21 protein-coding genes and 1 pseudogene are annotated in these 23,566 nt (G+C 69.6%); 13 read left to right on the forward strand and 9 right to left on the reverse strand.

Going from position 1 to position 23,566, the window contains the following annotated elements:
* Nucleotides 1-84: 84 nt before the first annotated feature.
* Nucleotides 85-687, forward strand: a complete 603-nt coding sequence (locus FPZ11_RS01250) for a YbhB/YbcL family Raf kinase inhibitor-like protein (protein WP_146317698.1) — start codon at nucleotides 85-87, stop codon at nucleotides 685-687.
* A gap of 26 nt (nucleotides 688-713) precedes the next feature.
* Here the strand turns inward: FPZ11_RS01250 and FPZ11_RS01255 are convergent, their stop codons facing one another.
* A complete protein-coding gene (locus FPZ11_RS01255) occupies nucleotides 714-1,958 on the reverse strand; it encodes a multidrug effflux MFS transporter (RefSeq protein WP_146317699.1) in 1,245 nt (414 codons plus the stop codon).
* Between the two features lie 83 nt (nucleotides 1,959-2,041).
* Here FPZ11_RS01255 and FPZ11_RS01260 point away from each other — a divergent pair, with 83 nt between their 5' ends.
* Both FPZ11_RS01260 and FPZ11_RS01265 read left to right on the forward strand, forming a co-directional pair.
* Nucleotides 2,042-3,502 (forward strand): magnesium chelatase ATPase subunit I, encoded by a 1,461-nt coding sequence (locus FPZ11_RS01260; protein ID WP_246846451.1) that lies wholly within the window; start codon nucleotides 2,042-2,044, stop codon nucleotides 3,500-3,502.
* Nucleotides 3,495-5,574 (forward strand): annotated as a pseudogene (locus tag FPZ11_RS01265) (vWA domain-containing protein). Before FPZ11_RS01260 ends, FPZ11_RS01265 begins: the two are co-directional and overlap by 8 nt.
* Nucleotides 5,575-5,601: 27 nt before the next feature.
* On the opposite strand, the gene FPZ11_RS01270 reads toward FPZ11_RS01265, so the two are convergent.
* From FPZ11_RS01270 to FPZ11_RS01280, 3 genes are all read right to left on the reverse strand, one after another.
* Nucleotides 5,602-6,447, reverse strand: coding sequence for an SMR family transporter (locus FPZ11_RS01270; protein WP_246846453.1), 846 nt, complete (start codon nucleotides 6,445-6,447; stop codon nucleotides 5,602-5,604).
* On the reverse strand, nucleotides 6,444-7,337 hold the full coding sequence (locus tag FPZ11_RS01275) for an alkaline phosphatase family protein (protein ID WP_146317701.1): 894 nt from the start codon (nucleotides 7,335-7,337) through the stop codon (nucleotides 6,444-6,446). Before FPZ11_RS01275 ends, FPZ11_RS01270 begins: the two co-directional genes overlap by 4 nt.
* Before the next feature lie 66 nt (nucleotides 7,338-7,403).
* Nucleotides 7,404-8,255 (reverse strand): LysR substrate-binding domain-containing protein, encoded by an 852-nt coding sequence (locus FPZ11_RS01280; protein ID WP_146317704.1) that lies wholly within the window; start codon nucleotides 8,253-8,255, stop codon nucleotides 7,404-7,406.
* 150 nt (nucleotides 8,256-8,405) lie between these two features.
* On the opposite strand from FPZ11_RS01280, the gene FPZ11_RS19145 reads away from it, so the two are divergent.
* Nucleotides 8,406-8,576 carry a hypothetical protein gene (locus FPZ11_RS19145; RefSeq protein ID WP_168203704.1) on the forward strand — a complete coding sequence of 57 codons (171 nt, stop codon included), beginning with the start codon at nucleotides 8,406-8,408 and terminating at the stop codon, nucleotides 8,574-8,576.
* A gap of 37 nt (nucleotides 8,577-8,613) precedes the next feature.
* Here FPZ11_RS19145 and FPZ11_RS01285 read toward each other — a convergent pair whose 3' ends face one another.
* Nucleotides 8,614-10,029 (reverse strand): HNH endonuclease signature motif containing protein, encoded by a 1,416-nt coding sequence (locus tag FPZ11_RS01285; RefSeq protein ID WP_168203705.1) that lies wholly within the window; start codon nucleotides 10,027-10,029, stop codon nucleotides 8,614-8,616.
* Nucleotides 10,030-10,101: 72 nt separating this feature from the next.
* Between FPZ11_RS01285 and FPZ11_RS01290 the strand changes: the two genes are divergently transcribed.
* The gene (locus FPZ11_RS01290; RefSeq protein WP_246846454.1) at nucleotides 10,102-10,905 is read left to right on the forward strand and encodes a metallophosphoesterase family protein; all 804 of its coding nucleotides are present in this window, start codon (nucleotides 10,102-10,104) and stop codon (nucleotides 10,903-10,905) included.
* A 175-nt stretch (nucleotides 10,906-11,080) separates the two neighbouring features.
* Nucleotides 11,081-11,821, forward strand: a complete 741-nt coding sequence (locus FPZ11_RS01295; protein WP_168203706.1) for a siderophore-interacting protein — start codon at nucleotides 11,081-11,083, stop codon at nucleotides 11,819-11,821.
* A 39-nt stretch (nucleotides 11,822-11,860) separates the two neighbouring features.
* Here the strand turns inward: FPZ11_RS01295 and FPZ11_RS01300 are convergent, their stop codons facing one another.
* From FPZ11_RS01300 to FPZ11_RS01310, 3 genes are read right to left on the reverse strand one after another with little or no spacing between them, the layout of a single operon-like run.
* A complete protein-coding gene (locus FPZ11_RS01300) occupies nucleotides 11,861-12,508 on the reverse strand; it encodes a response regulator transcription factor (protein ID WP_146317710.1) in 648 nt (215 codons plus the stop codon).
* Nucleotides 12,499-13,761, reverse strand: a complete 1,263-nt coding sequence (locus FPZ11_RS01305) for a sensor histidine kinase (protein WP_210415931.1) — start codon at nucleotides 13,759-13,761, stop codon at nucleotides 12,499-12,501. The genes FPZ11_RS01300 and FPZ11_RS01305 overlap by 10 nt, the downstream gene beginning before the upstream one ends.
* Before the next feature lie 58 nt (nucleotides 13,762-13,819).
* On the reverse strand, nucleotides 13,820-14,296 hold the full coding sequence (locus FPZ11_RS01310) for a hypothetical protein (RefSeq protein WP_210415932.1): 477 nt from the start codon (nucleotides 14,294-14,296) through the stop codon (nucleotides 13,820-13,822).
* Nucleotides 14,297-14,649: 353 nt separating this feature from the next.
* Here FPZ11_RS01310 and kdpF point away from each other — a divergent pair, with 353 nt between their 5' ends.
* From kdpF to FPZ11_RS01345, 7 genes are all read left to right on the forward strand, one after another.
* Entirely contained in the window at nucleotides 14,650-14,739 is a 90-nt protein-coding gene (gene kdpF / locus FPZ11_RS01315; RefSeq protein WP_146317712.1) for a K(+)-transporting ATPase subunit F, read from the forward strand.
* A gap of 5 nt (nucleotides 14,740-14,744) precedes the next feature.
* A complete protein-coding gene (gene kdpA, locus FPZ11_RS01320) occupies nucleotides 14,745-16,502 on the forward strand; it encodes a potassium-transporting ATPase subunit KdpA (RefSeq protein ID WP_146317714.1) in 1,758 nt (585 codons plus the stop codon).
* 21 nt (nucleotides 16,503-16,523) lie between these two features.
* Complete coding sequence (gene kdpB / locus FPZ11_RS01325) at nucleotides 16,524-18,671, forward strand: potassium-transporting ATPase subunit KdpB (RefSeq protein WP_146317716.1); 2,148 nt, start codon at nucleotides 16,524-16,526, stop codon at nucleotides 18,669-18,671.
* A gap of 67 nt (nucleotides 18,672-18,738) precedes the next feature.
* Nucleotides 18,739-19,371 (forward strand): potassium-transporting ATPase subunit KdpC, encoded by a 633-nt coding sequence (kdpC, locus tag FPZ11_RS01330; protein WP_146317718.1) that lies wholly within the window; start codon nucleotides 18,739-18,741, stop codon nucleotides 19,369-19,371.
* Between the two features lie 31 nt (nucleotides 19,372-19,402).
* Complete coding sequence (locus FPZ11_RS01335; protein WP_146317720.1) at nucleotides 19,403-21,952, forward strand: DUF4118 domain-containing protein; 2,550 nt, start codon at nucleotides 19,403-19,405, stop codon at nucleotides 21,950-21,952.
* The gene (locus tag FPZ11_RS01340; RefSeq protein WP_146317722.1) at nucleotides 21,949-22,635 is read left to right on the forward strand and encodes a response regulator transcription factor; all 687 of its coding nucleotides are present in this window, start codon (nucleotides 21,949-21,951) and stop codon (nucleotides 22,633-22,635) included. The genes FPZ11_RS01335 and FPZ11_RS01340 overlap by 4 nt, the downstream gene beginning before the upstream one ends.
* Nucleotides 22,636-22,723: 88 nt before the next feature.
* Nucleotides 22,724-23,050 (forward strand): hypothetical protein, encoded by a 327-nt coding sequence (locus FPZ11_RS01345; protein WP_146317724.1) that lies wholly within the window; start codon nucleotides 22,724-22,726, stop codon nucleotides 23,048-23,050.
* A 3-nt stretch (nucleotides 23,051-23,053) separates the two neighbouring features.
* Here FPZ11_RS01345 and FPZ11_RS01350 read toward each other — a convergent pair whose 3' ends face one another.
* Nucleotides 23,054-23,533, reverse strand: a complete 480-nt coding sequence (locus FPZ11_RS01350) for a MarR family winged helix-turn-helix transcriptional regulator (protein ID WP_146317726.1) — start codon at nucleotides 23,531-23,533, stop codon at nucleotides 23,054-23,056.
* Between the last annotated feature and the right edge of the window lie 33 nt (nucleotides 23,534-23,566).

Consider the following 23,566-nt stretch of genomic DNA (forward strand, 5'->3'; position numbering starts at 1 on the left):
GCCGCGCCAACGGTCGTGACTCGGTAGTCTCAACGCTCGGACACCGCGCCGAACACGTGGCAGGCTCGGGCCGCAGGAGGATCGATGTCACTGGCCGAACTCGTCGCCACACCGCTCGGCTGGCTGCTGCGCGGCAGGAGGGCGGACCCGAGCCGCAGCGTGCAGTTCGCCGACGAGCTCGCGGGCGCCGGCATCCTCACCGTCAGCTCCACGTCGTTCGATGACGGCGCCGCTATCGCGCGCAAGCACTCGGGCGTCGGCCGTGGCCAGAACGTGTCGCCCGAGCTGCACTGGAGCGGGATGCCCGAGGGCACACGGCAGGTGCTCGTGATCATCGAAGACCCGGACGTTCCGCTCGCGCTGCCCGTCGTGCACACGATCGCGCTCGTCGACCCCGCAGGAGACCCCGACGGTGACTTCGGGGATGCGACGAGCGGTTCGCTGCGCGAGGGCGCGCTCACGGTCGGCAATCTCCGCGTGCAGTACGTGCCGGCGTTCCGCGACAGGGTCGGGTACCAGGGACCGCGGCCGCTGCCCGGGCACGGCGTGCATCATTACGGGTTCCACGTGTACGCGCTCGACACGGTGCTGGATGCCGACGCCCTCGCCGGTCTCGACGCGCTGCTTCCGCAGGCGGCCGGCCACGTGCTCGCCGCCGGAGTGCTCACCGGGTGGCAGCGCGGCTGACGCGCGCCGCACGCTTCACGGGTGCACTACAGATGGTCGGCGCGCCGGCCGATGATGACGATGGACGACACCAGCGAGAGCGCGTAGAACGCGAACATCGCCAGTCCCATGTTGAACCCGTTGTCGGTGCCGAGAAGGCCGAGCAGCGGTGCCGAGATGGCAGCGGCGACCAGGGAAGCCGCACCGATCAGCGCAGATGCGACACCCGCGAACTGCGAGTGACCGCTGAGCGCCATGGCCTGGTTGTTCGGCGTGACCAGCTGCTGGAACCCGATGCACAGCCACGACGTGATCGTGACGCCGATCAGCCCGAGCGTCGGCGCTGCGAGCATCATCAGACCGGCGACCACGAGGGCGCCGACGAGTCCGATCACGGCGACCCTGTGCGGCGTCCGGCTGCGCAGCAGACGAGGGCTGATGCGGTTCATGCCGAGCATCACGACGGCGCCTCCGGCCAGGATGAGTCCGTAGACCTGCTGCGAGACGCCGTACCAGTCCTGGGCGACGAAGCTGAGGCCGGAGATGTAGCAGAAGCTCGCCGCCATCATGGCCGCCTGCGACAGCGTCGAACCGACGAAGACACGGTCGCGGCCGAGCGCCTTGACGCCGGTGAGGAAGCCGGCCTGCTCGAGGTGGTGGCGGACATCCCTGGTCTCGGGCAGCGCGATGATGGCCGTCACGGCGAGCGCCGCGGCCATCGCGCCCTGGATGAGGAAGATGCCGTGCCAGTCGGTGTAGAGCAGGAGGGCCGAGCCGATGAGCGGGGCGACGATCGGCGCACCGGTGGCGATGAACATGATGGTCGAGTATCGCTTCGACGCGTTGCGGCCCGTGGAGATGTCGCGCACGATCGCCATGGCGATGGCCGGTGCGGCGGCGGATCCGGCGCCCTGCAGCGCGCGGAACACGATGAGCCACCCGATGCTCGGAGCGAGGGCGGAGAGCACGGAGAACGCGGTGTGGGCGAAGAGGCCGATGATGAGCGGCATGCGCCTGCCGAACGAGTCCGACAGTGAGCCGAAGACGATCTGGCCGACCGCCATGCCGAGCAGCGAGCCGGTGAGCGTGATCTGCACGGCGGCTTCCGACGTGCTGAACTCGCGGGCGATCTGGGGGAGCGCCGGCAGGTACATGTCGGTGGTCATCGGACCGAGCGCCGACACGATGCCGAGCAGGATGATGAGGCCGCGATACGACCGGGCGGGCCCCGGCTGAGAGTGGTCGGCGTCCGCGTGCATCATCAGCACCGTACCGGATGCCGAAGAGGCCATCGGACCATGCCCGTCGGTCGTGTCGAGCGAGCCGCGCGCTCGCCGTTTCCCCGTGCGCGGGGACACCGTGCATATCGTGGAGCATGACGCCTTCGATACAGTCGAACTCCGCTTCTCAGACCCCTGCGCCGACCAACGATGCCGCCGGTGCACCGCGTTCTGCTGCGCCGCAGATTCGCACGCTCGGCGAGCTGAAGGCGTCCGGTCACGTGCAGAAGACGTTGCGCGCCGAGGTGCGCGACAACCTGCTGGCGAAGCTGCGCGCCGGTGAGGATGCCTGGCCGGGCGTGCACGGGTTCGAGGCGACGGTCATCCCGCAGCTCGAGCGGGCCCTGCTGGCCGGACACGACATCGTGCTGCTCGGCGAACGCGGACAGGGCAAGACACGGCTGCTGCGCACCATCGGCGGGCTGCTCGACGAGTGGACGCCGGTGATCGACGGCGCGGAGCTGGGTGAGCACCCCTATGAGCCGATCACGCATGAGTCGATCAGACGCGCCGCGGAGCTCGGCGACGGTCTTCCCGTCGCGTGGCGGCACCGCAGCGAGCGGTACGTCGAGAAGCTCGCGACGCCCGACACGTCGGTGGCCGACCTGATCGGCGACGTCGACCCGATGAAGGTGGCGGAGGGTCGTTCGCTCGGCGACCCGGAGACCATCCACTTCGGGCTCATCCCGCGCAGCCACCGCGGCATCGTCGCGATCAACGAGCTGCCCGATCTGGCCGAGCGCATCCAGGTGTCGATGCTCAACGTGATGGAGGAGCGCGACATCCAGATCCGCGGCTACGTCCTGCGGCTGCCCCTCGACGTGCTCGTCGTCGCGAGCGCCAACCCGGAGGACTACACGAACCGCGGACGCATCATCACCCCGTTGAAGGACAGGTTCGGGGCGGAGATCCGCACGCACTACCCGCGGCAGCTCGAGGCGGAGATCGCCGTCATCCGGCAGGAGGCCGAGCTGGTGGCCGAGGTGCCCGACCACCTGGTCGAGATCCTCGCCAGGTTCACACGCAACCTGCGCGAGTCGAGCTCGATCGACCAGCGCAGCGGCGTGAGCGCCAGGTTCGCGATCGCCGGCGCCGAGACCATCGCGGCCGCGGCCCTGCACCGGTCGACGGCTCGTGGCGAAGACGAGGCCGTGGCCCGCACCGTCGACCTCACGACGGCGGTCGACGTGCTCGGCGGCAAGATCGAGTTCGAATCGGGGGAGCAGGGTCGCGAGTCCGAGGTGCTCACCCACCTGCTGCGCACCGCGACGGCAGACGCCGTGCGAACGCACTTTCGCGGCATCGACTTCGGGCCGCTCGTGGCCGCCATCGAGGGCGGAGCGATGGTCGCCACCGGTGAGCGCGTGACCGCAGCGGAGTTCCTCGACGGCCTGCCCCTCCTGGGGGAGTCGCCGCTCTACGACGAGGTGGTGGAACGGGTGGATGCCCGCACCCCCGGCGAGCGCGCCGCCGCGATCGAGCTCGCGCTGGAGGGGCTCTACCTCGCCCGCAGGATCGGCAAGGACACCGACGGGAACGAGACGATCTATGGCTGAGCAGCCCGGCGCACGGTCGGGATCGGGACCGCTCAGCCGCTTCCACCGCTACGAGGGCGGCGACCCGCTCGCGCCGCCCGTCGACCTCGCCGAGGCGCTCGACGCCATCGGCGAAGACGTGATGGCCGGCTACTCGCCGGAGCGCGCCCTGAGCGAGTTCCTGAGACGCGGCGGGCGCGACACATTGGGCCTCGACGACCTGGCGCGTCGGGTGGCGGAACGGAAGCGGGAGCTGCTGAGGCGACACGAGCTCGGGGGGACGCTGCGGGACATCCAGAAACTGCTCGAGAACGCGGTGCTCGCCGAACGCAAACAGCTCGCGCGTGACGTCGAGATGGATGACACGGATCGAGCCTTCGCCGAGATGCGGCTGGAGAACCTGCCCCCCTCGACAGCGGCGGCCGTGAAAGAGCTGGGGGACTACGACTGGCGGTCGTCCACGGCCAAGGCCGACTACCAGAAGATCAAGGACATGCTCGGCCAGGAGCTCCTGGGTCAGCGCTTCGAAGGCATGAAGCAAACCTTGGAGAACGTGACCGACGACGACCGGCGGTCGGTGAACGAGATGCTGTCGGACCTCAACGAGCTCCTGGACAAGCACCGACGCGGAGCAGACACCCCAGAGGACTTCGAGCGGTTCATGGCCGAGCACGGCAGGTTCTTTCCCGAGAACCCGCAGAACATCGACGAGCTGATCGACGCGCTCGCCGCACGCTCCGCCGCGGCGCAGCGGATGCTCAACTCGATGACGGAGGAGCAGCGGCAGGAACTGATGGAGCTGTCGGCACAGGCCTTCGGCTCACCGCAGCTCATGCAGCAGCTGGCCGATCTCGACGACAACCTGCAGGCGTTGCGCCCAGGCGAGAACTGGAGCGGGGCGGAACGCTTCGACGGCGATCAGCCGCTCGGGCTCGCCGATGGCGCTCAGGTGCTCGCCGACCTCGCCGACCTCGACGAGCTGTCGGAGCAGCTCACCCAGGGTTACGACGGGGCGCGCCTCGACGAGCGTCGACCTCGACAAGCTGGCCCGCCAGCTCGGCGACGAGGCCGCCGTGGATGCCCGCACCCTGCGCGACCTCGAGCAGGCGTTGCGCCGCGCGGGCACGTTCCGCCGCGATTCGCGAGGCGACCTTCAGCTCACACCGAAGGCGATGCGTCAGCTCGGTCAGAGCCTCCTGCGCGACATCGCCGAGCGGATGTCGCGACGCAGGGGCGAGCGCGACGTGCGGCTCGCGGGGGCGGCGGGGGAGGCATCCGGTGCGACGAGGCCATGGGAGTTCGGCGCCACCGAGCCGTGGGACATCCCGCGCACGGTGTTGAACGGCGTGCTGCGTCGCGCGGGCGGTGCGGGTGACGGCGGCGGCTCCGGTCGGCGCATCGAGCTCGACGACATCGAGGTGGCGGAGACCGAGACGCGAACGCAGGCGGCGGTCGCGCTGCTCGTCGACACGTCGTTCTCGATGGCGATGGACGGCCGCTGGGTGCCCATGAAGCGCACCGCGCTCGCCCTGCACACGCTGATCCGCACCCGGTTCAGGGACGACAGCCTGCAGCTCATCGGGTTCTCGCGGCACGCGCAGGTGATGGAGATCGAGGAGCTCACCGGGCTCGACGCCATGTGGGACAAGGGCACCAACCTGCACCACGCGCTGCTCTTGGCGAACCGGCACTTCCGCAAGCATCCCGACGCTCAGCCCGTGCTGCTCGTGGTGACTGACGGCGAGCCCACCTCGCACCTCGAGGCCGACGGCTCCGTGCGATTCGCCTACCCGCCGCATCCGGTCACCATCGCCCGCACAGTGGAGGAGCTGGATGCCTCAGCCCGCCTCGGCGCGCAGATCACGATCTTCCGTCTCGGCTCCGATCCAGGGCTGGCGCGCTTCGTCGACTCGCTCGCGAACCGCGTCGGCGGACGCGTGGTCGCCCCCGAGCTCGGCGACCTCGGGGTCGCCGTCGTGGACAGCTTCCTCGGTTCGAGGTGGGGCGGTGGCTACGGCGCCGAGGCCGGGGGAGCAGCGGGCGGGGGCTGGTTCGGCCGCGGCGGCTGGGTGGACGGCGAGCTGTTCGGGTAGCGCCGGTCCATCGGCCTGGTCGGCCGGTCACGCGCCGGCGCGGATGGCGATGATGCCCGCGACGGCGCAGAACGTGGCCACGGTGCGCCAGCGGTTGAAGCGCTCGCCGAAGAACAGCACCCCGATCAGCCCGGCCGCCAGCACGCCGGTCTCGCGCAGCGCCGAGACGAGGGCGAGCGGTGCGACGGACTGCGCCCAGACGACGATCGTGTAGGCGGCGACCGAGAGCACGCCGCCTGCGCTGCCGCGCACGACGTTGTGTGGCGCAGCGACAAGGAACGCGCGTCGATCCTTCGACAGCGCGAGGCACACGAGCGGGATGGTGAGCCCCTGGGCGAGGAACAGCCACGACGCGTAGCTCAGGGCATCCCCCGACGCACGCACGCCGACGCCGTCGACCACGGAGTACGCCGTGATCGAGGCGCCCACCGCCACGGCCATGAGCACGCCGACGAGGTTCGAGCGCCCTGAGCCGGCCCAGGCCACGGCGAGCAGGGCCGCGGCGACCACGCCGACGCCGACGAGCTGCATGATCGTGAGCCGCTCGCCGAGCACCGTGACGGCGATGACGGTCACGCCGAGCACGGCGATCCCCCTGGTGAGCGGGTAGGCGCGCGAGAACTCCGTCTTCTCGTACGCGGCGGTGAGCAGAATCAGATAGACCGTCTGGATGCCCGCGGAGACGAGCAGGTACGGCCACGCTCCTGCGGCTGGCAGCGGGAACAGCAGGCATCCGGCGACCCCGGCGGCGAGGTAGACGACGCCGATGAGCGCCGACGACACGAGACGCTGGGGGATGGCCTTCGCGATCGCGTTCCACGCGCCGTGCATCACGGCGGAGCCGAGCACAGCGACGAGGACGAGTCCGCTCACGCCGGCGTCGACGCAGTGGCGGGGGCGTCGTCCCGGTGACCGAACGGTGCACCCTCGAAGTCGGCGTCGGCGGGCACAGGGATGCCGAGCGCGTGCAGCACGTGGGGAGCGATGTCGGCGTGATCGACGCCTGCGCCGTGCTCGGCGTGGATGCCGGGGCCCGCCGCCGCGATCCACGCGTTGCGCTCCTCGACGCTGTCGCCGCCGTGGTGCCCGGCGTCGAGATGGCCGTGATCGGTGACGACGATGACCGTCCACTCCTCGTCGCTGCGGTGCGGTCTCGCCTCGATGGCGGCCAGGAGCACGCCGAGCTGCTCGTCGCACGTCTCGATGGCGGACCGGTAGCGAGCGGTGACGCCTTCGTGATGGCCCACCGTGTCGGGCAGCACGACGTAGCTGAAGACGGCGGCGTGATCGCGCAGCAGCAGCTCTCGGGCGGTGCGCGAGATCACCGCGTCGTCCATCACGGCCACGATGCTCAGGTCACCGTCTTCGGCCCCCGGTGCGAGCTCCGGCCGGTAGCCGCCGGCGCGGAACACCGGTCCGCCGCCCGCCTCGGTGACGAGTTGTCCCCACGACGCGGCGGCGAAAGTCGTGGCTTCGGGCAAGACCGTTCTGATGCGGGTGAGGAAGTCCGGGTAGCACTCGAAGCGGTGCGAGTGCAGGTCGTTGTCGCGCACGCCGTGCAGGTCGCTGTAGGTGCCGGTGGCGACGGTGGACCACACGGGCCCGGAGATCGTCGGGTTCGCGGGATGCACCGGCACGGTCGCGAAGAAGCCGTCGGTCGCGATGCTGTCGAGCCACGGCGTGCTGGCGGCGCGCACTTCGTCGTCGCGCACGCCGTCCCAGGCGACGACGAGAACGTGGCTGCTGAGGTGGGACTGACTCATGGTGTCCGACGCTACGCCGACCGGATCGTCGCCAATCGCGCCGCAACCGATGGGACTATCGGTTCTTCACGCACGGACCGCGTCGAAGAGCGCACGGCACAACACGGTGTCCCGTTCCGCGCGGCGGCACACCAGGCGCTCCTCGAGCACGATCGCGGGATCTTTGATGTCGAGCATGACCAGGCGAGGGTCGTCGATCATCTCGTTCTCGGCGATCACCGCGACGCCCAGGCCGGCCGTCGCGGCGGCGAGCGCACCCTCGCGGGAGTCGGCCTCGAGTGCCGTGCGCAGCTCGGTGCCGTTCGCCGCGCTCTCCAGTGCCGCCCTGCTGGCACTGCCCGACTCGCGCAGGATCAGGCGTTCCTTCAGAAGCCTCGTGAGCCGCACGGTCTTCTGCCCGGCGAATGCGTGATCGGTGCGCACGACGGCGGTCAGCGTCTGGCGGTCGACGACGCGCGAGGCGAGGTCGTCGTCATCGGCGACCCCTGCCGCGATGATCACATCGTCGAGTCCGGAGCGCAGCCGGGCGACCAGCCGTTCCGCGTTGTCGGAGCCGAGACGCACCGCGACTGCGGGGTACTGCTCCCGCACCGCAGCGATCAGGGGGATGGCGTGCACCGGGGCATCCGCGGAGATGCGCAGCTGAACGCCGTCGAGTCGCTGGGCGGATTCGAGGATGCCGCGTGCCCGGCCCTCGAGTTCGAACAGGCGCCTGCTCACCTCGTGCAGCCGTTCACCGAGCGGGGTGAGCGCGATGCTCGCTGCACGTCGCTCGATCAGCGTGACGCCGTACTCCGCTTCGAGGGCGGCGACCTGCTCGGACACCGTGGGCTGTCGAACGCCGAGGTCGCGCGCGGCCGCCGAGAAACCGCCCGTCGAGGCGACGGCGTCGAAGGATCGGAGCTGCGTGATGCGCATAGGGAGAGCCTATGCAGGCAGCGGAGTCGCAGTGCCGCCAGACCGTGGGGCTGTTCCGTCGGAGCGACGGACCGGCGCTCGGCCATGGCTTGTGACTGCACGCGCTCGTAGACTCGTGCACACACCGCGACGCTCATGGGGGAGACGATCATGGCCGATCTCGAGACGCAGGCTCTCATCGCCGACGCACGGCAGGCGGCGAGTGCCGCGAGTTTCGACATTCAGCAGTTGCCGGAGAACTCGATCGAGCGCCGGGCGCTGCACAATCTCATCACCGCTGTCGACGCGCTGATCTCCGCCGTCGACTCGGGCGACGACTGAGGGGTTCCGGCGAAGCGGGAATCAGCGCATCGCCGTCTTAGAACGGCGGCGGGTCCGAGTCGTATCCGGTCGGTGTTCGCACGCGGATGCCTCCGCCGGGCTTCGGATCGAGCCGGATGCCCGTGACCGACTTGAGCCTGTGCAGCCGCGGCTTGAGCGGAACGAGGTTCGCCACGTCGGTCGTGCCGCCGTCGTGCCATTCGACGACGTGGTCGATGTCGGCGTCGGGGGAGAGGTACGGCGCTGCATCGTCGTCGAGTCCATAGCGGATGCGCAGCCACAGCCTCTGGTCGGCGGTCGGACGGTAGCGCGACGCGTCGAGCACGAGCGTTGAAGGTCGCCCCGGATCGGCGATCACCTTGCGAAAGGCCGGGGCGTCGCGAAGCGCTCGGCCCGCGGATTTCGGTGGAACAGGGCCGTATCCGAGCAGCTCGGCGTAACGCCCTGCCTCGTCGATCAGCAACACCGGCTGCACGGTCGCGGCGGCGGGAGTGTCGCCTCCGGTCAGCCAGTCGATGGCGAGGTCGGCACGCAGCTGGTCGAGGGTGCGCGTCTCGCCGGCAGCGTTGCGCAACCGGCGGGCTGTGCCGCCGAGTCGCGACTCGACGCGGGCCGCGTCGACGACCGGCAGGTAGACGTTGAGCCAGGCCATGCCATCGTGGTCGGGCTCGACGCTGACACGGCGCTTCGTGCGCGCCTCCTCGTGCCGTTGCTGCAGGGTGTCGGCGCACAGTCGTTCGCGCAGCAGCCGTGCCCTCCGTCGGAACTCCCCGGCGCGAAGCCCCTCGGCGATGCCGGCCAGTCGCTCATCGAAAGCGGTCATCGCGGCCTCGTCGAGGATGCCTGCCGACGCGTCGACGGCGGCCCGCACGTGCTGCACGCTCACGGCGCCCGCCACGAAGAGCTCGCACAGACGGGGGAGTGAGGAGGAGAGCACGTCGGCCTGGTGCGCCCAGGCACGCACGGTGTTCTCCGACACGTGCAGCCTGTGCGCGAGGTCGAAGGCGACGGAGCGCTCGGCGAAATCACGGGCATCCACACTCGGGCCGGCGCCCGCCGGCGACGCCGAGCCGCCCATGACGGCGGACGGCAGGTAGAGCTGCGGGTTGTCCCCGGCGATGTGCACGGCGTCGCGCACCGCGAAGAGCTGACGCGCGGCCAACAGATTGACCATGGTCTGCGTCGCGACTGCGTCGGCGACGGCGGCGTCCATGATGTACCCCGCCGACACGGCCTGCGGTGCAGGCTCCAGATCGATGGATGCCTGTGCGTGCGCGCCCCAATCGCTGACCACCGAGAAGCCATCGTCGTCTGCGTAGAGGTCGCTGCCCGCGTATGAGTTGTCGCCCTCCAGGTGCTGGCCGCCGTTCGTATGAAGGTTGTCAGCGGCCGCGGCGTCGAGTGGATCGATGCCGAAGGTGCGTGCGAACGTATATGCGTCACTGGTGTGCATACGCGATCCGTTCATACGAATAAATATACGACGAATCGCCGACATTCTGGCGATGACATAGCCGGAAGCGGAGTGCCCGCGACCCTCGGACCGGCTCTTACTTGTTCGCCGCCGATCGAACAGAATCGTGAGATGTCGGTTGCGCAGGTGGCGGTTCTCTCGGACGTGCACGGAAACCTCACCGCCTTCGAGGCGGTGCTCGCCGACATCTCCGCGCGGGGCATCGACACGATCTACAGCCTCGGCGACGTTGCAGGCAAAGGACCGCGCGGTTCTCAAGCGGTCCAACTGGCCCGCGAGCGCTGCGCCGTCAACGTTCGCGGCAACTGGGACGAACTGCTGGCATCCGACAGGGTCGACGACCCCGTGGGCGCATGGTGGCGCGACGAGCTCACCGTGGAGGATCGTCGCTGGCTCGGCTCCCTGCCTGCGTCGTACGACCTCGCCTTCGGCGGATCGGCCTTTCGACTCTTCCATGCCTCGGCCGCCAGCGTCTTCACGCGCGTGTTCGAGCAGCATTCGCCGGCCGAGTTCGAGGGCATGTTCGCCAACACTCAGCTCACTGGTCCTGGACCGCTGCCGACGGTCGTCTGCTATGGGGACATTCATGGCGCCTACGTCAAGACGGTCGCGGACCGCACGCTCGTCAACGTCGGCAGCGTGGGCAATCCGCTGGACGAGACGACTGCCTGCTACGTCGTGCTCACCGCCTCGCGGACAGCCCGCCCGGAGGCGCCGACGGTCGAGTTCGTGCGCGTCGCCTATGACAGGGAAGCGGAGGTCGCCATCGCGATGGCCAGCGGGATGCCCGAGGCGGAGGCCTACGCCATCGAACTGCGCACTGCGGTCTATCGCGGGTTCCAGACCCCGGACTGAACCAACTTCGCACACTTAGGGTTGCCTAACCTAACCGCAGCCGATAGTGTCGTGGCCGCGGGCATCCGCAGCACCAGTCCACAGCCCGGGGCGGGCGGTGTCGGTGCGCGGATGCCCGACCACCCGAATGCACCGCGCCTCACTCTCTCGACGGCGCCGAGCCGAGGAGATCGAGATGGCGGCCAACTGGCAGCGTGGCGTGCTCAAGGCGATGGGCGTGAAGAACCATTCGGCGCGGGTGATCGACGTCACCGACCTCACGCCGTGGTACCGCCGCATCCGCCTCTCGGCGCCCGGGTTTCTCGACGAGATCGCCCTGCATCCGACGATCTGGCTGCGGCTGTGGGTGCCGTCGCTCACCAGCGACAAGGTGGTGCAGCGCGGCTACACGATTCTCGAGCCCGACGTCGCGGCGGGGGAGTTCAGCCTCGACTTCGTGCTGCACGAGCCGACCGGGCCTGCCGCGGCGTGGGCGAAGAGCGCCGTCGTCGGCACGACAGCAGAGGTCGCGCACACCCCGCAGCGCCTCACCATCGACCCGCAGACCCGCCTGCTCGTGCTCGCGGGCGACACCACGGCGCTGCCCGCCATCAACACGATGCTGCAGCACGCGCCCGAGGATGCCGTCAAGCACGTCGTCGTGCAAGACGACCACGACGACCACGAGGCGCTTCCCCTCGCGGCGGATGCCCGCACCACGGTGTCGTGGGCCGCGCCCGACGCGACCGGAGCGAGTGTCGTCGCCGGGCTGCAGGCATCCCTGCCGCACGAGGTTCCGGATGCCGTCTACCTCTGGGCCGCGGGCGAGCGCAAACTCGTGAAGGCGGTCAGGGAGTACGCACGCGGCACGCTCGGCCTGGACCGGCACCGTCACCACGCGCAGAACTACTGGATCCAGGGTTACAACGCGGGATAGGACGTCACGGCCGTCGCGGGGTGATCGGCGGCCGGACGATCAGCGATCGACGTCGCCGAGATAGGCGAGCACGGCCATCACCCGCCGGTTGGTGCCGTCGTCGGGTGCGAGGCCCAGCTTGTCGAACGTGGTCGTCGTGTACTTGCTGATCGCACCTTCGCTGAGGTGCAGGCGTTCGGCGATGGCGCTGTTGGAGAGGCCCTCGGCCATCAGCGAGAGCAGTTCGCGCTCGCGGTCGGTGAGCGCGCTCAGCCTCGCCTGGGGTCGGTCGAGGAGCTTCGCCACGACGACGGGGTCGAGCGCGGTGCCGCCGCTCGCAACCCGTTCCAGGCTGCCGATGAACTGCTCGTCGTCGAAGACGCGGTCTTTGAGCAGATAGCCGACGCCGCCGTTGCCGTCGGCCAGCAGTTCGCGCGCATAGAGGTGCTCGACGTGCTGGGACAGCACGAGCACGGGCAGACCCGGCACCTGCGCTCGCGCGGCGAGGGCGGCGCGCAGGCCGTCGTCGGTGTTGTCGGGCGGCATGCGCACGTCGACGACGGCGACCTCCGGGCGGTGCTCGAGCAGCGCGACGAGCGCCTCCGGCCCGGTCGCCGCGGTGGCGACGACGTCGTGACCGAACGCCTGCAACAGCCGCACGAGACCCTCGCGCAGCAGGAACTGGTCTTCGGCGACGACTATTCGCACGGCATCCTCATTGTCACGGTCGTTGGCCCGCCCGACGGGCTGTCGAGCTCCATGGTGGCGTCGAACACGGCGAGACGGCGTCGCACGCCGTCGAGACCTCCGCCGTCGGAGAAGGATGCTCCGCCGCGGCCGTCGTCGTGCACGACGACATCGACGTGCTCGCGTTGCCGTGCGACGGTGACGGAGGCTCTGGATGCCCGCGCATGTTTGGCCGCGTTCGTCAGCAGTTCGGCGACACCGAAGTAAAGCGCGGCCGCCAGCGGTGACGCCAGCCCGAGATCGTCAGGCCCCGCGACGTCGACCGGAAGCGGGCTGTCGAGGGCAAGGGCCCGCAGTGCGGGCACCAGTCCACGCTCGACGAGCACCGGCGGATACACGCCTCGCACGAGGTCGCGGAGCTGGTTCAGCGAGTCGGCGGTTCCGAGGCGCGCCGAGCGCAGCAGCTCGCGCGCCTGGTCGGGGCGGGACCCGATGAGGCGTTCCGCCGCGGCGATGTCGAGGCCGACGGCCACGAGCCGGGACTGGGCGCCGTCGTGCAGATCGCGCTCGATGCGCCGGATCTCGGCGTCGTGCGCGGCCGTCAGGTCGGCGCGCTGTTCACGGAGGCCGCGTTCGGTGTCGCTGGCCGGGGTTCCGGTCAGGAGCCGCCTGCCGAGCGGCGGAACGATGCGCCACGCCACACCGACGACGGCGCATGCGACGACGACGAGCAGCAGGGCTGCCACGACGGCCAGTGGCGACGGGTTCAAGCAGAGCACGATCGCGCCGGCGAGCGCGGCGGCCGGAGCGACGCAGACGGGAAGCACGGTGACCGCGGCCACGGGCATCCAGAGCACCTCTCGCCAGAACGCGGGCTCGGCGGCGCGGCGCATCCGCTGATCGCTGTGCGCGTCGTCGCGGGTGCGTTCGTACGACGAGCCGTTCCACCAGTACCCGGTCGCCAGGCGTACGGGCTCTGGACGTTGGCGATAACCGTCGGGCAATTCGATGCCGGTCCAGCGCCGCACCAGGCGACGGAACAGTGTCGCGACGGGATGCGCCAGTGCGAGCGTCACCGCGGCCGTGATGATCGCCAACGCGGCCCACGACCACGGGTTCGACCACGACCACGGCGACCCGAGCAGCCGCAGCGCGGCCAGCACGGGAAGCAGCGCGATGCACGCAGGCACGATGAGGGCGCACAGGGCGAACGTCGTCGACCGCAGCAGCCCCGTGGCCACCGAACGCGCGACCCGCATGATCGAAGCGATCATGCTCGGTGCTCCTGCCGCCGGGGTGCCGCTGCCATCTTCCGTATTGTTCCATCCGCGCTCACGCACCGGGCTGCTCCCGGCGGGCACGCCACGCGATCACAGCGACCGGTACGAGCACCAGCGAGCCGATTCCCTGCAGCAGCGCGTACCAGAGCGGCGCGACTCCTGGGATGAAGTCGACCACGATCACGGCGACCGGCAGAACGCTTGCCACCATCCGCAGGCGTCCGAGCGCAGCCGTGCTGCCACGCTCCGCCGCCCGTGCGAGTCGCACGAAGAGCGGAGAAACGGCGATCAGGATGCCCGCCCGCACCCACATGAACACGCTCGGCGTTCCGCCGCTGATCGCCGAGGCGATCAGCACGGCCAACACGACCGTGTTCCACACGCCGAAGATCCAGGCGCACTTCGCGGCCGTCTCCAGCGCCCGCGAGGCAGTCGTGTCGTGGCCCTTCCGATGCTGCGACGTCGCCTCGGTCTTCGCGTTCGAGTTCGGATTCGCGTTCAGTCCCGTCTCCATGACGGCTCCCTTCATCCAGTGATTCCACGCTAGAAAGACGGCGAACGGCGCTGTACGGGGGCAGACCCACGATCGGGTGGGGCCAGCCCCACAACGGCACGCACGGGCGGCGGCGCGAGTCGGAGACGCCTCGGCGCGCACGGAATCCGTTAGCGTCCCTCAGCTGCGCGTATGGATTCCGTAAGGGCGTCGCAGGCGCCCGTGACGGGCGGGTTCGATAGTGCCTTGGCCGCGAGGTGCGGCCCGCGACCGCCGGTGGCGGCGCGTGGAGTCGAACGGAGCATCCTCGTGCTTGACGTGTTCTGCATACTCGGCATCGTCGCCCTCGGCGTCGTCGTCGCCCTGGTCGCAAGGGTGGTGGAGAAGCTGTGATCGTCTTCGTCGTGCTGTCGGCGGTGCTGGCCACCGCATCCCTCGTGTACCTGGTGTACGCGCTCGTGAAGCCGGAGAAGTTCTAGCCCCGATGACAACTCTCTGGCTCTTCATCGCCCAGCTCGCCACCGTGGCCCTGATGCTCGTCATCAGCTATCGGCCGCTCGGCGACTACCTGGCGCACACGTTCACCTCCCGCAAAGACCTGAAGGTCGAACGCGGCATCTATCGCCTGATCGGCGTCGACTCCGCCTCCGAGCAGAGCTGGCAGGTCTACCTGCGCAGCGTGCTGGCGTTCTCGATCGTCGGCGTGCTGCTCGTCTACCTGATCCAACGGCTCCAGGCATGGCTGCCGTACTCGCTCGGCCTCCCCGCCGTTCCACAAGGATTGTCGTTCAACACGGCGATCTCGTTCGTCACGAACACGAACTGGCAGTCGTACTCACCGGAGGTGACCGTCGGCTACACCGTGCAGATCGCAGCGCTCACGGTGCAGAACTTCGTCTCGGCGGCCGTCGGTCTCGCCGTCGCCATCGCGCTCGTGCGCGGGTTCGCCGCACACCGCAACGAAGGCCGAGAGGCGAACGAGTCCACTCGTTCGTCCGAGGCCAAGGCAGCGGTTGACGTGCGCAGCACGGAACACAGGTCGGGCACGATCGGCAACTTCTGGGTGGACCTCATCCGCGGAACGCTGCGCATACTGCTCCCGCTGTCGGTGCTGTTCACCATCGTGCTCATCGCCGGCGGTGCGATCGAGAACTTCAACGCGGTCGACACCGTGCACACGCTCGCCGGCGCCACGCAGCACATCCCGGGTGGGCCCGCCGCCTCGCAGGAGGCGATCAAGCTGCTGGGCAACAACGGCGGCGGCTTCTTCAACGCCAACTCGGCGCACCCCTTCGAGAACCCGACGGCGTGGACCAACCTCATCGAGGTGTTCATGATGCTGCTCGTGCCGTTCTGCCTGCCGAGGGCGTTCGGCCGCATGGTCGGCGACAACCGCCAGGGGTACGCGATCGCGGCCGCCATGGGCGTGATCTTCGTGGTCTCCCTCTCGCTCTTCACCTGGATCGAGACCGCGGGCGGCGGAACGGCCACCGCGGCGGCCGGCGGCGCGATGGAGGGCAAGGAGCAGCGCTTCGGCATCCTCGGCACCACCCTGTTCGGCACGACGAGCACCCTGACGTCGACGGGAGCTGTGGATGCCGCGCACGACTCCCTCACCCCGCTCGGCGGCATGATGACGATGATCAACATGATGACCGGCGAGGTCGCCCCGGGCGGCATCGGGGCCGGGCTCTACGGCATCCTCGTGATGGCGATCATCGCCGTCTTTCTCGCCGGGCTCATGGTGGGCCGCACGCCGGAATACCTCGGCAAGAAGATCGGCGCCCGCGAGGTGAAGCTGGCGAGCCTGTACTTCCTCACCACCCCGACGATCGTGCTCGCCGGCACCGCGCTGAGCTTCGCCATTCCGGGAGTCGTGCAGAGCGTGGAGAAGACGACGATCTTCAACCCCGGCCAGCACGGGTTCTCCGAGATCCTCTACGCGTTCACCTCGGCGGCCAACAACAACGGCTCGGCGTTCGGCGGCATCTCCGCGAACACGCCGTGGATGAACGCGGCACTGGGGGCCGCGATGTTCCTCGCCCGTTTCATCCCGATCGTGTTCGTGCTCGCGCTCGCCGGATCTCTCGCGGCTCAGGAGAAGCTCCCCGTCACGGCCGGCACCATGCCGACGCACAGGCCGCAGTTCGTCGGACTGCTGGTCGGAACCATCCTCATCATCACCGCACTCACCTACTTCCCGGTGCTCGCACTGGGGCCGCTCGCAGAAGGACTGCACTGAGCCATGGAAGAGACCCGAGCCATGAACGAAACCCTCACCACAGAGCCGTCGGCGCGGCATCCGCGAACCGAGAAGGCCCGCGGCGGCGCGTTCAACGCGCGCCAGCTCGTCACGAGCCTTCCGGATGCCCTGCGCAAGCTGAGCCCCCTTCAGATGTGGCACAACCCGGTCATGTTCATCGTGGAGGTGGGAGCCGCGCTCACCACGCTGCTCGCCATCGCCCAGCCCTTCCTCGGCGGCCAGGTCTCGGGCGGCACCACCACGACCGTCGCCTTCACCTGGTGGATCGCGGTCTGGCTGTGGCTCACCGTGCTGTTCGCCACGCTCGCCGAGGCGGTCGCCGAGGGGCGCGGCAAGGCGCAGGCCGCGAGCCTGCGCAAGACCCGCACGACGACCACCGCCAACCGCGTGGTCGACTATCGCGACGACGACCCCGGAGCCGTGCATGCGCCGACCACGCAGGTCGCGTCGGCCGACCTGAAGCTCGGGGACGTCGTGGTCGTGACGGCAGGCGAGCCGATCCCCGGAGACGGAGACATCGTCTGGGGCATCGCCTCGGTCGACGAGTCGGCGATCACGGGGGAGTCGGCGCCCGTCGTGCGCGAGTCGGGCGGTGACCGCAGCGCCGTCACCGGCGGCACTCGGGTGCTCTCCGACCGCATCGTCGTGCGCATCACGTCGAAGCCGGGGGAGACGTTCGTCGACCGCATGATCCGGCTCGTGGAGGGCGCGAGCAGGCAGAAGACGCCGAACGAGATCGCCCTGAACATCCTGCTGGCCAGCCTCACGATCGTGTTCGTCGTGGTGATCCTCATCCTCGGTCCCGTCGCGGGCTATGCGGATGCCACGCCCACGGTTCCCGTGCTCGTCGCCCTGCTCGTCTGCCTCATCCCGACCACGATCGGCGCGCTGCTGTCGGCCATCGGCATCGCGGGCATGGACCGGCTCGTGCAGCGCAACGTGCTCGCCATGTCGGGACGCGCCGTCGAGGCCGCCGGCGACGTCAACACCCTGTTGCTCGACAAGACGGGAACGATCACCTACGGCAACCGCCAGGCGAGCGAGTTCCTGCCGTTGAGCGGGGTGGGCGACGACGAGCTGGTGGACGCCGCCGCGCTGGCCTCGCTCAGCGATCCGACACCGGAGGGATCGTCCGTCGTCGCACTGGCGACCAGCCTCGGCCGCACGCCGCCTGCCTCCGTGCCGGGCGATGTGGTGCCGTTCACGGCGCAGACCCGCATGAGCGGCGTCGACCTCGCCGACGGCACCGTCATCCGCAAGGGCGCGGCGAGCGCCGTCGTCACGTGGGCCGGAGAGGATGCTGCACCGCCGGCATCCGTCATCGCTCAGCTCGACCAGCTGGTCGAGGGCATCTCGCAGTCCGGCGGCACACCGCTCGCGGTCGCGACCCGCGGAACGGACGGGACCACGCGCATCCTCGGCGTCATCCACTTGAAGGACGTCGTGAAGACCGGCCTCGTCGAGCGGTTCGCCGACCTGCGACGCATGGGCATCCGCACCGTGATGGTCACCGGCGACAACCCGCTCACGGCCAAGGCGATCGCGCAGGAGGCGGGGGTCGACGACTTTCTGGCCGAGGCGACGCCCGAGGACAAGCTGGCGCTGATCCGCAGGGAGCAGGAAGGCGGAAGCCTCGTCGCGATGACCGGCGACGGCACGAACGATGCGCCGGCGCTCGCACAGGCCGACGTGGGCGTGGCGATGAACACCGGAACGTCGGCCGCGAAGGAGGCCGGCAACATGGTCGACCTCGACTCCGACCCCACGAAGCTCATCGACATCGTCTCGATCGGCAAGCAGCTGCTCATCACCCGCGGCGCGCTCACCACGTTCTCCATCGCGAACGACGTCGCGAAGTACTTCGCGATCATCCCGGCGATGTTCGTCGGCGTGTTCCCCGGGCTGCATGTGCTCAACATCATGGGGCTGCACTCGCCGTCGTCGGCCATCCTCTCCGCGGTGATCTTCAACGCGATCATCATCGTGATCCTGATTCCGCTCGCTCTGCGCGGCGTGCGCTACCGGCCGTCGAGCGCCTCCCAGCTGCTCGGTCGCAACCTGCTTCTGTACGGCATCGGCGGCATCATCGCGCCGTTCATCGGCATCAAGCTCATCGATCTGCTGATCGCACTGATCCCGGGGTTCTGATGACCGAGACCTCCTTTTCGGCGACTTCGCCGCAGAACCGCACGACTTTCGAGAAAGAAGAACTGAGATGAGTCCCGCACTTCGTGGCACCGGGCGGCAGTATTGGGTGGCCCTGCGCGCGATGATCGTGCTGACCGTGCTGCTGGGCGTGGCGTACCCACTCGTGATGACGGCCGTCGGGCAGCTGACGATGCCGGCGCGCGCGAACGGCTCCCTGATCACCGTGAACGGCACGACAGTCGGCTCGAGTCTGATCGGCCAATCGTTCACCGACGGGAAGGGCAACCCGTTGCCGCAGTGGTTCCAGTCCCGGCCGTCGGCCGCCGGGGACGGCTATGACGCCAACGCGTCGAGCGCCAGCAACCTCGGGCCGAACAACTCGGAGCTCGTCAAGCAGATCGACGCCCGCAAGGCGCAGATCGAGAAGCTCGACGGCGTGGATGCCGCGAGCATCCCGCCCGACGCGCTGACGGCGTCAGGCTCGGGCCTCGACCCGCACATCTCGCCCGCCTACGCGCTGCTGCAGGTGCACGCCGTGGCGAAGGCGCGGGGCATTCCGGAATCCCGGGTCGAGGCGCTTGTGACGTCTATGATTCAGGGGCGGGACCTCGGGTACCTGGGCGAGCCGACGGTGAACGTGCTGCAGCTCAACCTGGCGCTGTCGAAGATGGATCCGGCGGGCGACGCCGGCTCCAAGTGACGAACGAGTTGGCGTAAGAGCTGGGACGGGCATGGCGAGAGGCAAGCTGCGGGTGCTGCTCGGAGCCGCGCCGGGCGTCGGCAAGACCTACGCCATGCTGGACGAGGGCAGGCGGCTGCTGGAGACCGGCAAAGACGTGGTGGTCGCCGTCGTGGAGACGCACGGCAGGGCCGCGACCGCTGCGATGCTCGACGGCCTCGAAGTGGTGCCGCGGCGTGCGGTGAACCACCGCGGCGTCGAGCTCACCGAGCTGGACCTCGACGCTGTGCTGGCCCGTGCTCCCGAGGTCGCCCTCGTCGACGAGCTCGCACACACGGACGCGCCGGGCGGCCGCCACGAGAAGCGCTGGGAAGACGTGGCGGAACTGCTGGATGCCGGCATCACCGTGATCTCCACGGTCAACATCCAGCACATCGAGTCGCTGAACGACGTGGTGGAGCAGATCACCGGCATCGGTCAGCAGGAGACGATCCCGGACTCCGTGCTGCGCGCCGCCGATCAGGTGGAGGTGATCGACCTGGCGCCGCAGGCGCTGCGCGACCGCCTCTCCGAGGGACTGGTCTATCCGGCCGCGAGGGTGGACGCTGCGCTCTCCAACTACTTCAGGCTCGGCAACCTCACCGCACTGCGCGAGCTCGCCCTGCTGTGGCTCGCCGACGAGGTCGACAGCGCCCTGCAGACCTATCGGCGCGAGCACGGCATCGACAGCAAGTGGGAGGCGCGGGAGCGCGTCGTCGTCGCGCTCACCGGTGGGCCGGAGGGCGAGACCCTGCTGCGCAGGGGTGCGCGCATCGCGGCACGGTCGGGCGGAGGCGAGCTCGTCGCGGTGCACGTCGTCAGCGATGACGGGCTGAGGGAGCGGCATCCGGGCGCGCTGGCTGAGCAGCGCGCGCTGGTCGAGAAGCTGGGCGGGGCGTACCACGAGATCGTGGGCTCCGACATTCCGGCTGCCCTCGTGGAGTTCGCAAAGGCCGTCAACGCGACGCAACTCGTGATCGGGGTGTCGCGGCGTTCGCGGCTGCTCGCCTTCCTCACCGGGCCCGGCATCGGCTCGACGGTGATCAGGGCGTCGGGCGACATCGACGTGCACATCGTGTCGCACGCCGCGGCGGGCAGCGCCCAGCTGACCCTGCCGAGGGCGCGCGGCTCGTTGAGCGTGCGGCGCAGGGTCTACGGGTTCGTGCTGGCGGTCGTCGGCGGCCCGCTGCTCAGCTGGCTGCTCTGGGCGGTGCACACCCCGGACGCCCTGACCAGTGACGTGCTCGCCTTCCAACTGCTCGTGATCGTGGTCGCGCTCATCGGCGGCATCTGGCCGGCGCTGTTCGCCGCAGTGCTGTCGGGACTCACGCTCGACTTCCTCTTTCTCGCGCCGGTTTATACGATCACGATCGCCGAGCCGGTGCACCTCCTGGCGCTGCTGCTCTACGTGGTGGGTGCTGCGCTCGTGAGCTTCGTCGTCGACCAGGCGGCACGCCGATCGCGGGCGGCGCAGCGCTCGGCGGCGGAGTCCGACGTGCTCGCCACTGTGGCAGGCGGAGTCATCCGCGGCGAAGACGCGGTGCACGCCCTGGTGCAGCGCACCAGGGAAGCGTTCGGACTCGAGCGGGTGCGGCTGCTGGATGCCGACGGCGCCGAGATCTCGCACGATGCGGCTCCCGAGTCCGAGGCGGTCGGACCCGATGTCGAAAAGCCCGTCACGGTCGAATCGGTGGGGGAGCGCGGCACGCTCGAGCTCTATGGGGCGGAGCTCACGGCATCCGATCGCCGTGTGCTCCAGGTCATCATCACGCAGCTGAATGCGGCGCTCGAGCACCGGGAGCTGAGCGACACGGCCAGCGAACTCGGACCGCTCGCCGAGACCGACCGCGTGCGATCGGCGCTGCTCGCCGCAGTAGGGCACGACCTGCGTCGGCCGTTGGCCGCGGCCACCGCCGCTGTGACGAGCCTGCGCTCGCACGACGTCGAACTGTCGCAAGGGGACAGGGATGCCTTGCTCGCCACCGCGAACGACAGCCTCGGCAATCTGGACGCGCTCGTGACCAATCTGCTCGACGTGACCAGGGTGCAGGCGGGCGTGCTCGCCGTCTCGCTGCGCCGCGTCGAGATCGAGGACCTGCTGCCCGCTGCGCTCGAGGAGCTCTCCGCGCCCCCGGGCAGCGTCGCGCTCGACGTGCCCGACGACACACCGGCCGTGATGGCCGACCCCGTGCTGCTGCAGCGCGTGCTGGTCAACCTGCTCGCGAACGCCTTGAGGTACTCGCCGCGCGGCATCCCACCAAGGCTCGGCGTCAGCGTGTTCGGCGATGAGGTGCAGGTGCGCGTCGCGGATGCCGGCGCCGGCGTTCCCGACGACCGCAAGGACGCCATCTTCCAGCCGTTCCAGCGCGAGGGAGACACCGACAACTCGACGGGGATCGGACTCGGCCTCGCCCTCTCGAAGGGGTTCGTCGAGGGGATGGGCGGAACCCTCGCACCGGAGGACACCCCGGGCGGCGGGCTCACGATGGTGGTGGCGCTCCCGGGGTTCTCGCGGGCGAACCCCACGCGCACCGCGCTTCACCAGGAGAAAGGACCGCGATGAAGATCGTCGTCGCCGACGATGACCGGCAGATCCTCGGGGCTCTGCGCATCATCCTGAGCGCCCGCAGCTACGACGTGGTCGTGGCGGCGAACGGCAAGCAGGCCCTCGAGAAGGTGATCGACGGGCATCCCGATCTCGTGGTGCTCGACCTCGGCATGCCCGAGCTCGATGGGCTCGAGGTGATCGACGCCATTCGCGGCTGGAGCACGGTGCCCATCCTCGTCATCTCCGGCCGCGCCGACTCCGCCGAGAAGGTGGAGGCACTCGACCGTGGAGCCGACGACTACGTGACCAAGCCGTTCGCGACCGACGAGCTGCTGGCGCGCATCCGGGCTCTCGTGCGCCGCACTCCCGCCTCCGACGAGGAGCCGAGGGTGTCCTTCGACGACGTGGTGGTCGATCTCGGGGCGCGGCGCGTGACGAAAGACGGGCATCCGGTGCGGCTCACGCCGACCGAGTGGCAGATCCTGTCGCTGCTCGTTCGCAACCCCGATCGCCTGGTCACGAGGGAGGCGATCCTCACCGAGGTGTGGGGGCCGCACCACACGTCGGACTCCGGCTACCTTCGGCTCTATCTCGCGCAGTTGCGCAAGAAGCTCGAACCCGAGCCGTCGAGCCCGAGGTTCCTCATCACGGAATCCGGCATGGGCTACCGGTTCGTGCCCGGCGGCGAACAGTCGTGACGCCGGTGTAGCTTTCGCGCGGTGCTCGTACCCTGGAGTGGACGGTCGCTCGCGGCCGCGCGCAGTGATCGAGCAGTGGAGGTGTGTGATGGCCGGTGAGGATGCCCGTGGCACAGACCCCGTCGACTCGCGCCAGCGCGCCTCGCGGGGTCACACCGCGGCCAAGGCGCCGATGACGCTTGAGGAGGCCGAGCGCATCGAGCGGCAGTACGACCGCGGCACCCTCGACCTGTCGTTGCCCGGCACCGAGGAGATCGTCGCGGAGGCCCACCGCGTGCGGCTTCGCGCCGAGCTGTGGGGCGCACACAAAAGCGATGACCGTCGCCGTCAGGCCAAGGGCACCGTCGTGGTCGTGTGCGCGTTCATCGTGATCACGGTCGTCGGCCTGGTCGCCTGTCTCGCCGTGGCGTACTGAGCCTCAGTCGCCCTCGGAGAACTCGGCGACGGCGCGCCTTCCGGCGTCCGCGGTGCGTTCGAGGAACCCGCTGATGAGCGCGAGCTCGGCGGGGGAGTAGGCGTCGCACACGGCGTCCAGCTGCGAGTTCATCCCGTCGTAGTGCCGGAACACCTCGCCGATCGCCTCCCGGCGCACGGAGAGCACCACGGCCCGCCGATCGTCGGCGTCGCGCTCGCGCTGGATCCAGCCGCCCTTCTCCAGGCGGTCGACGACGCCCGTCATCGTCGCGGGATGCACGCCGACGCGCCGAGCGAGCGCGCTCGGGCTGGCCGGCCCGTGCTGCGCGAGGAAGTCGAGGCAGTCGAGGTCGATGTCGCGCAGCTCCACCCGCGCCGAGACGTGGTGCGAGAGCAGGGCGATCTGGTTGTTCACGTCGCGGAATCGCCGCTTGAGCTCGCCCGTCACCCGACGGCGGGTGCGGGTGTCCTCTGTTCCGGCCATAGCAATTCTCGCTTTCATATAGTACGGTTTCCA

The organism is Humibacter ginsenosidimutans (genome assembly GCF_007859675.1).
Classification (GTDB): Bacteria; Actinomycetota; Actinomycetes; order Actinomycetales; family Microbacteriaceae; genus Humibacter; species Humibacter ginsenosidimutans.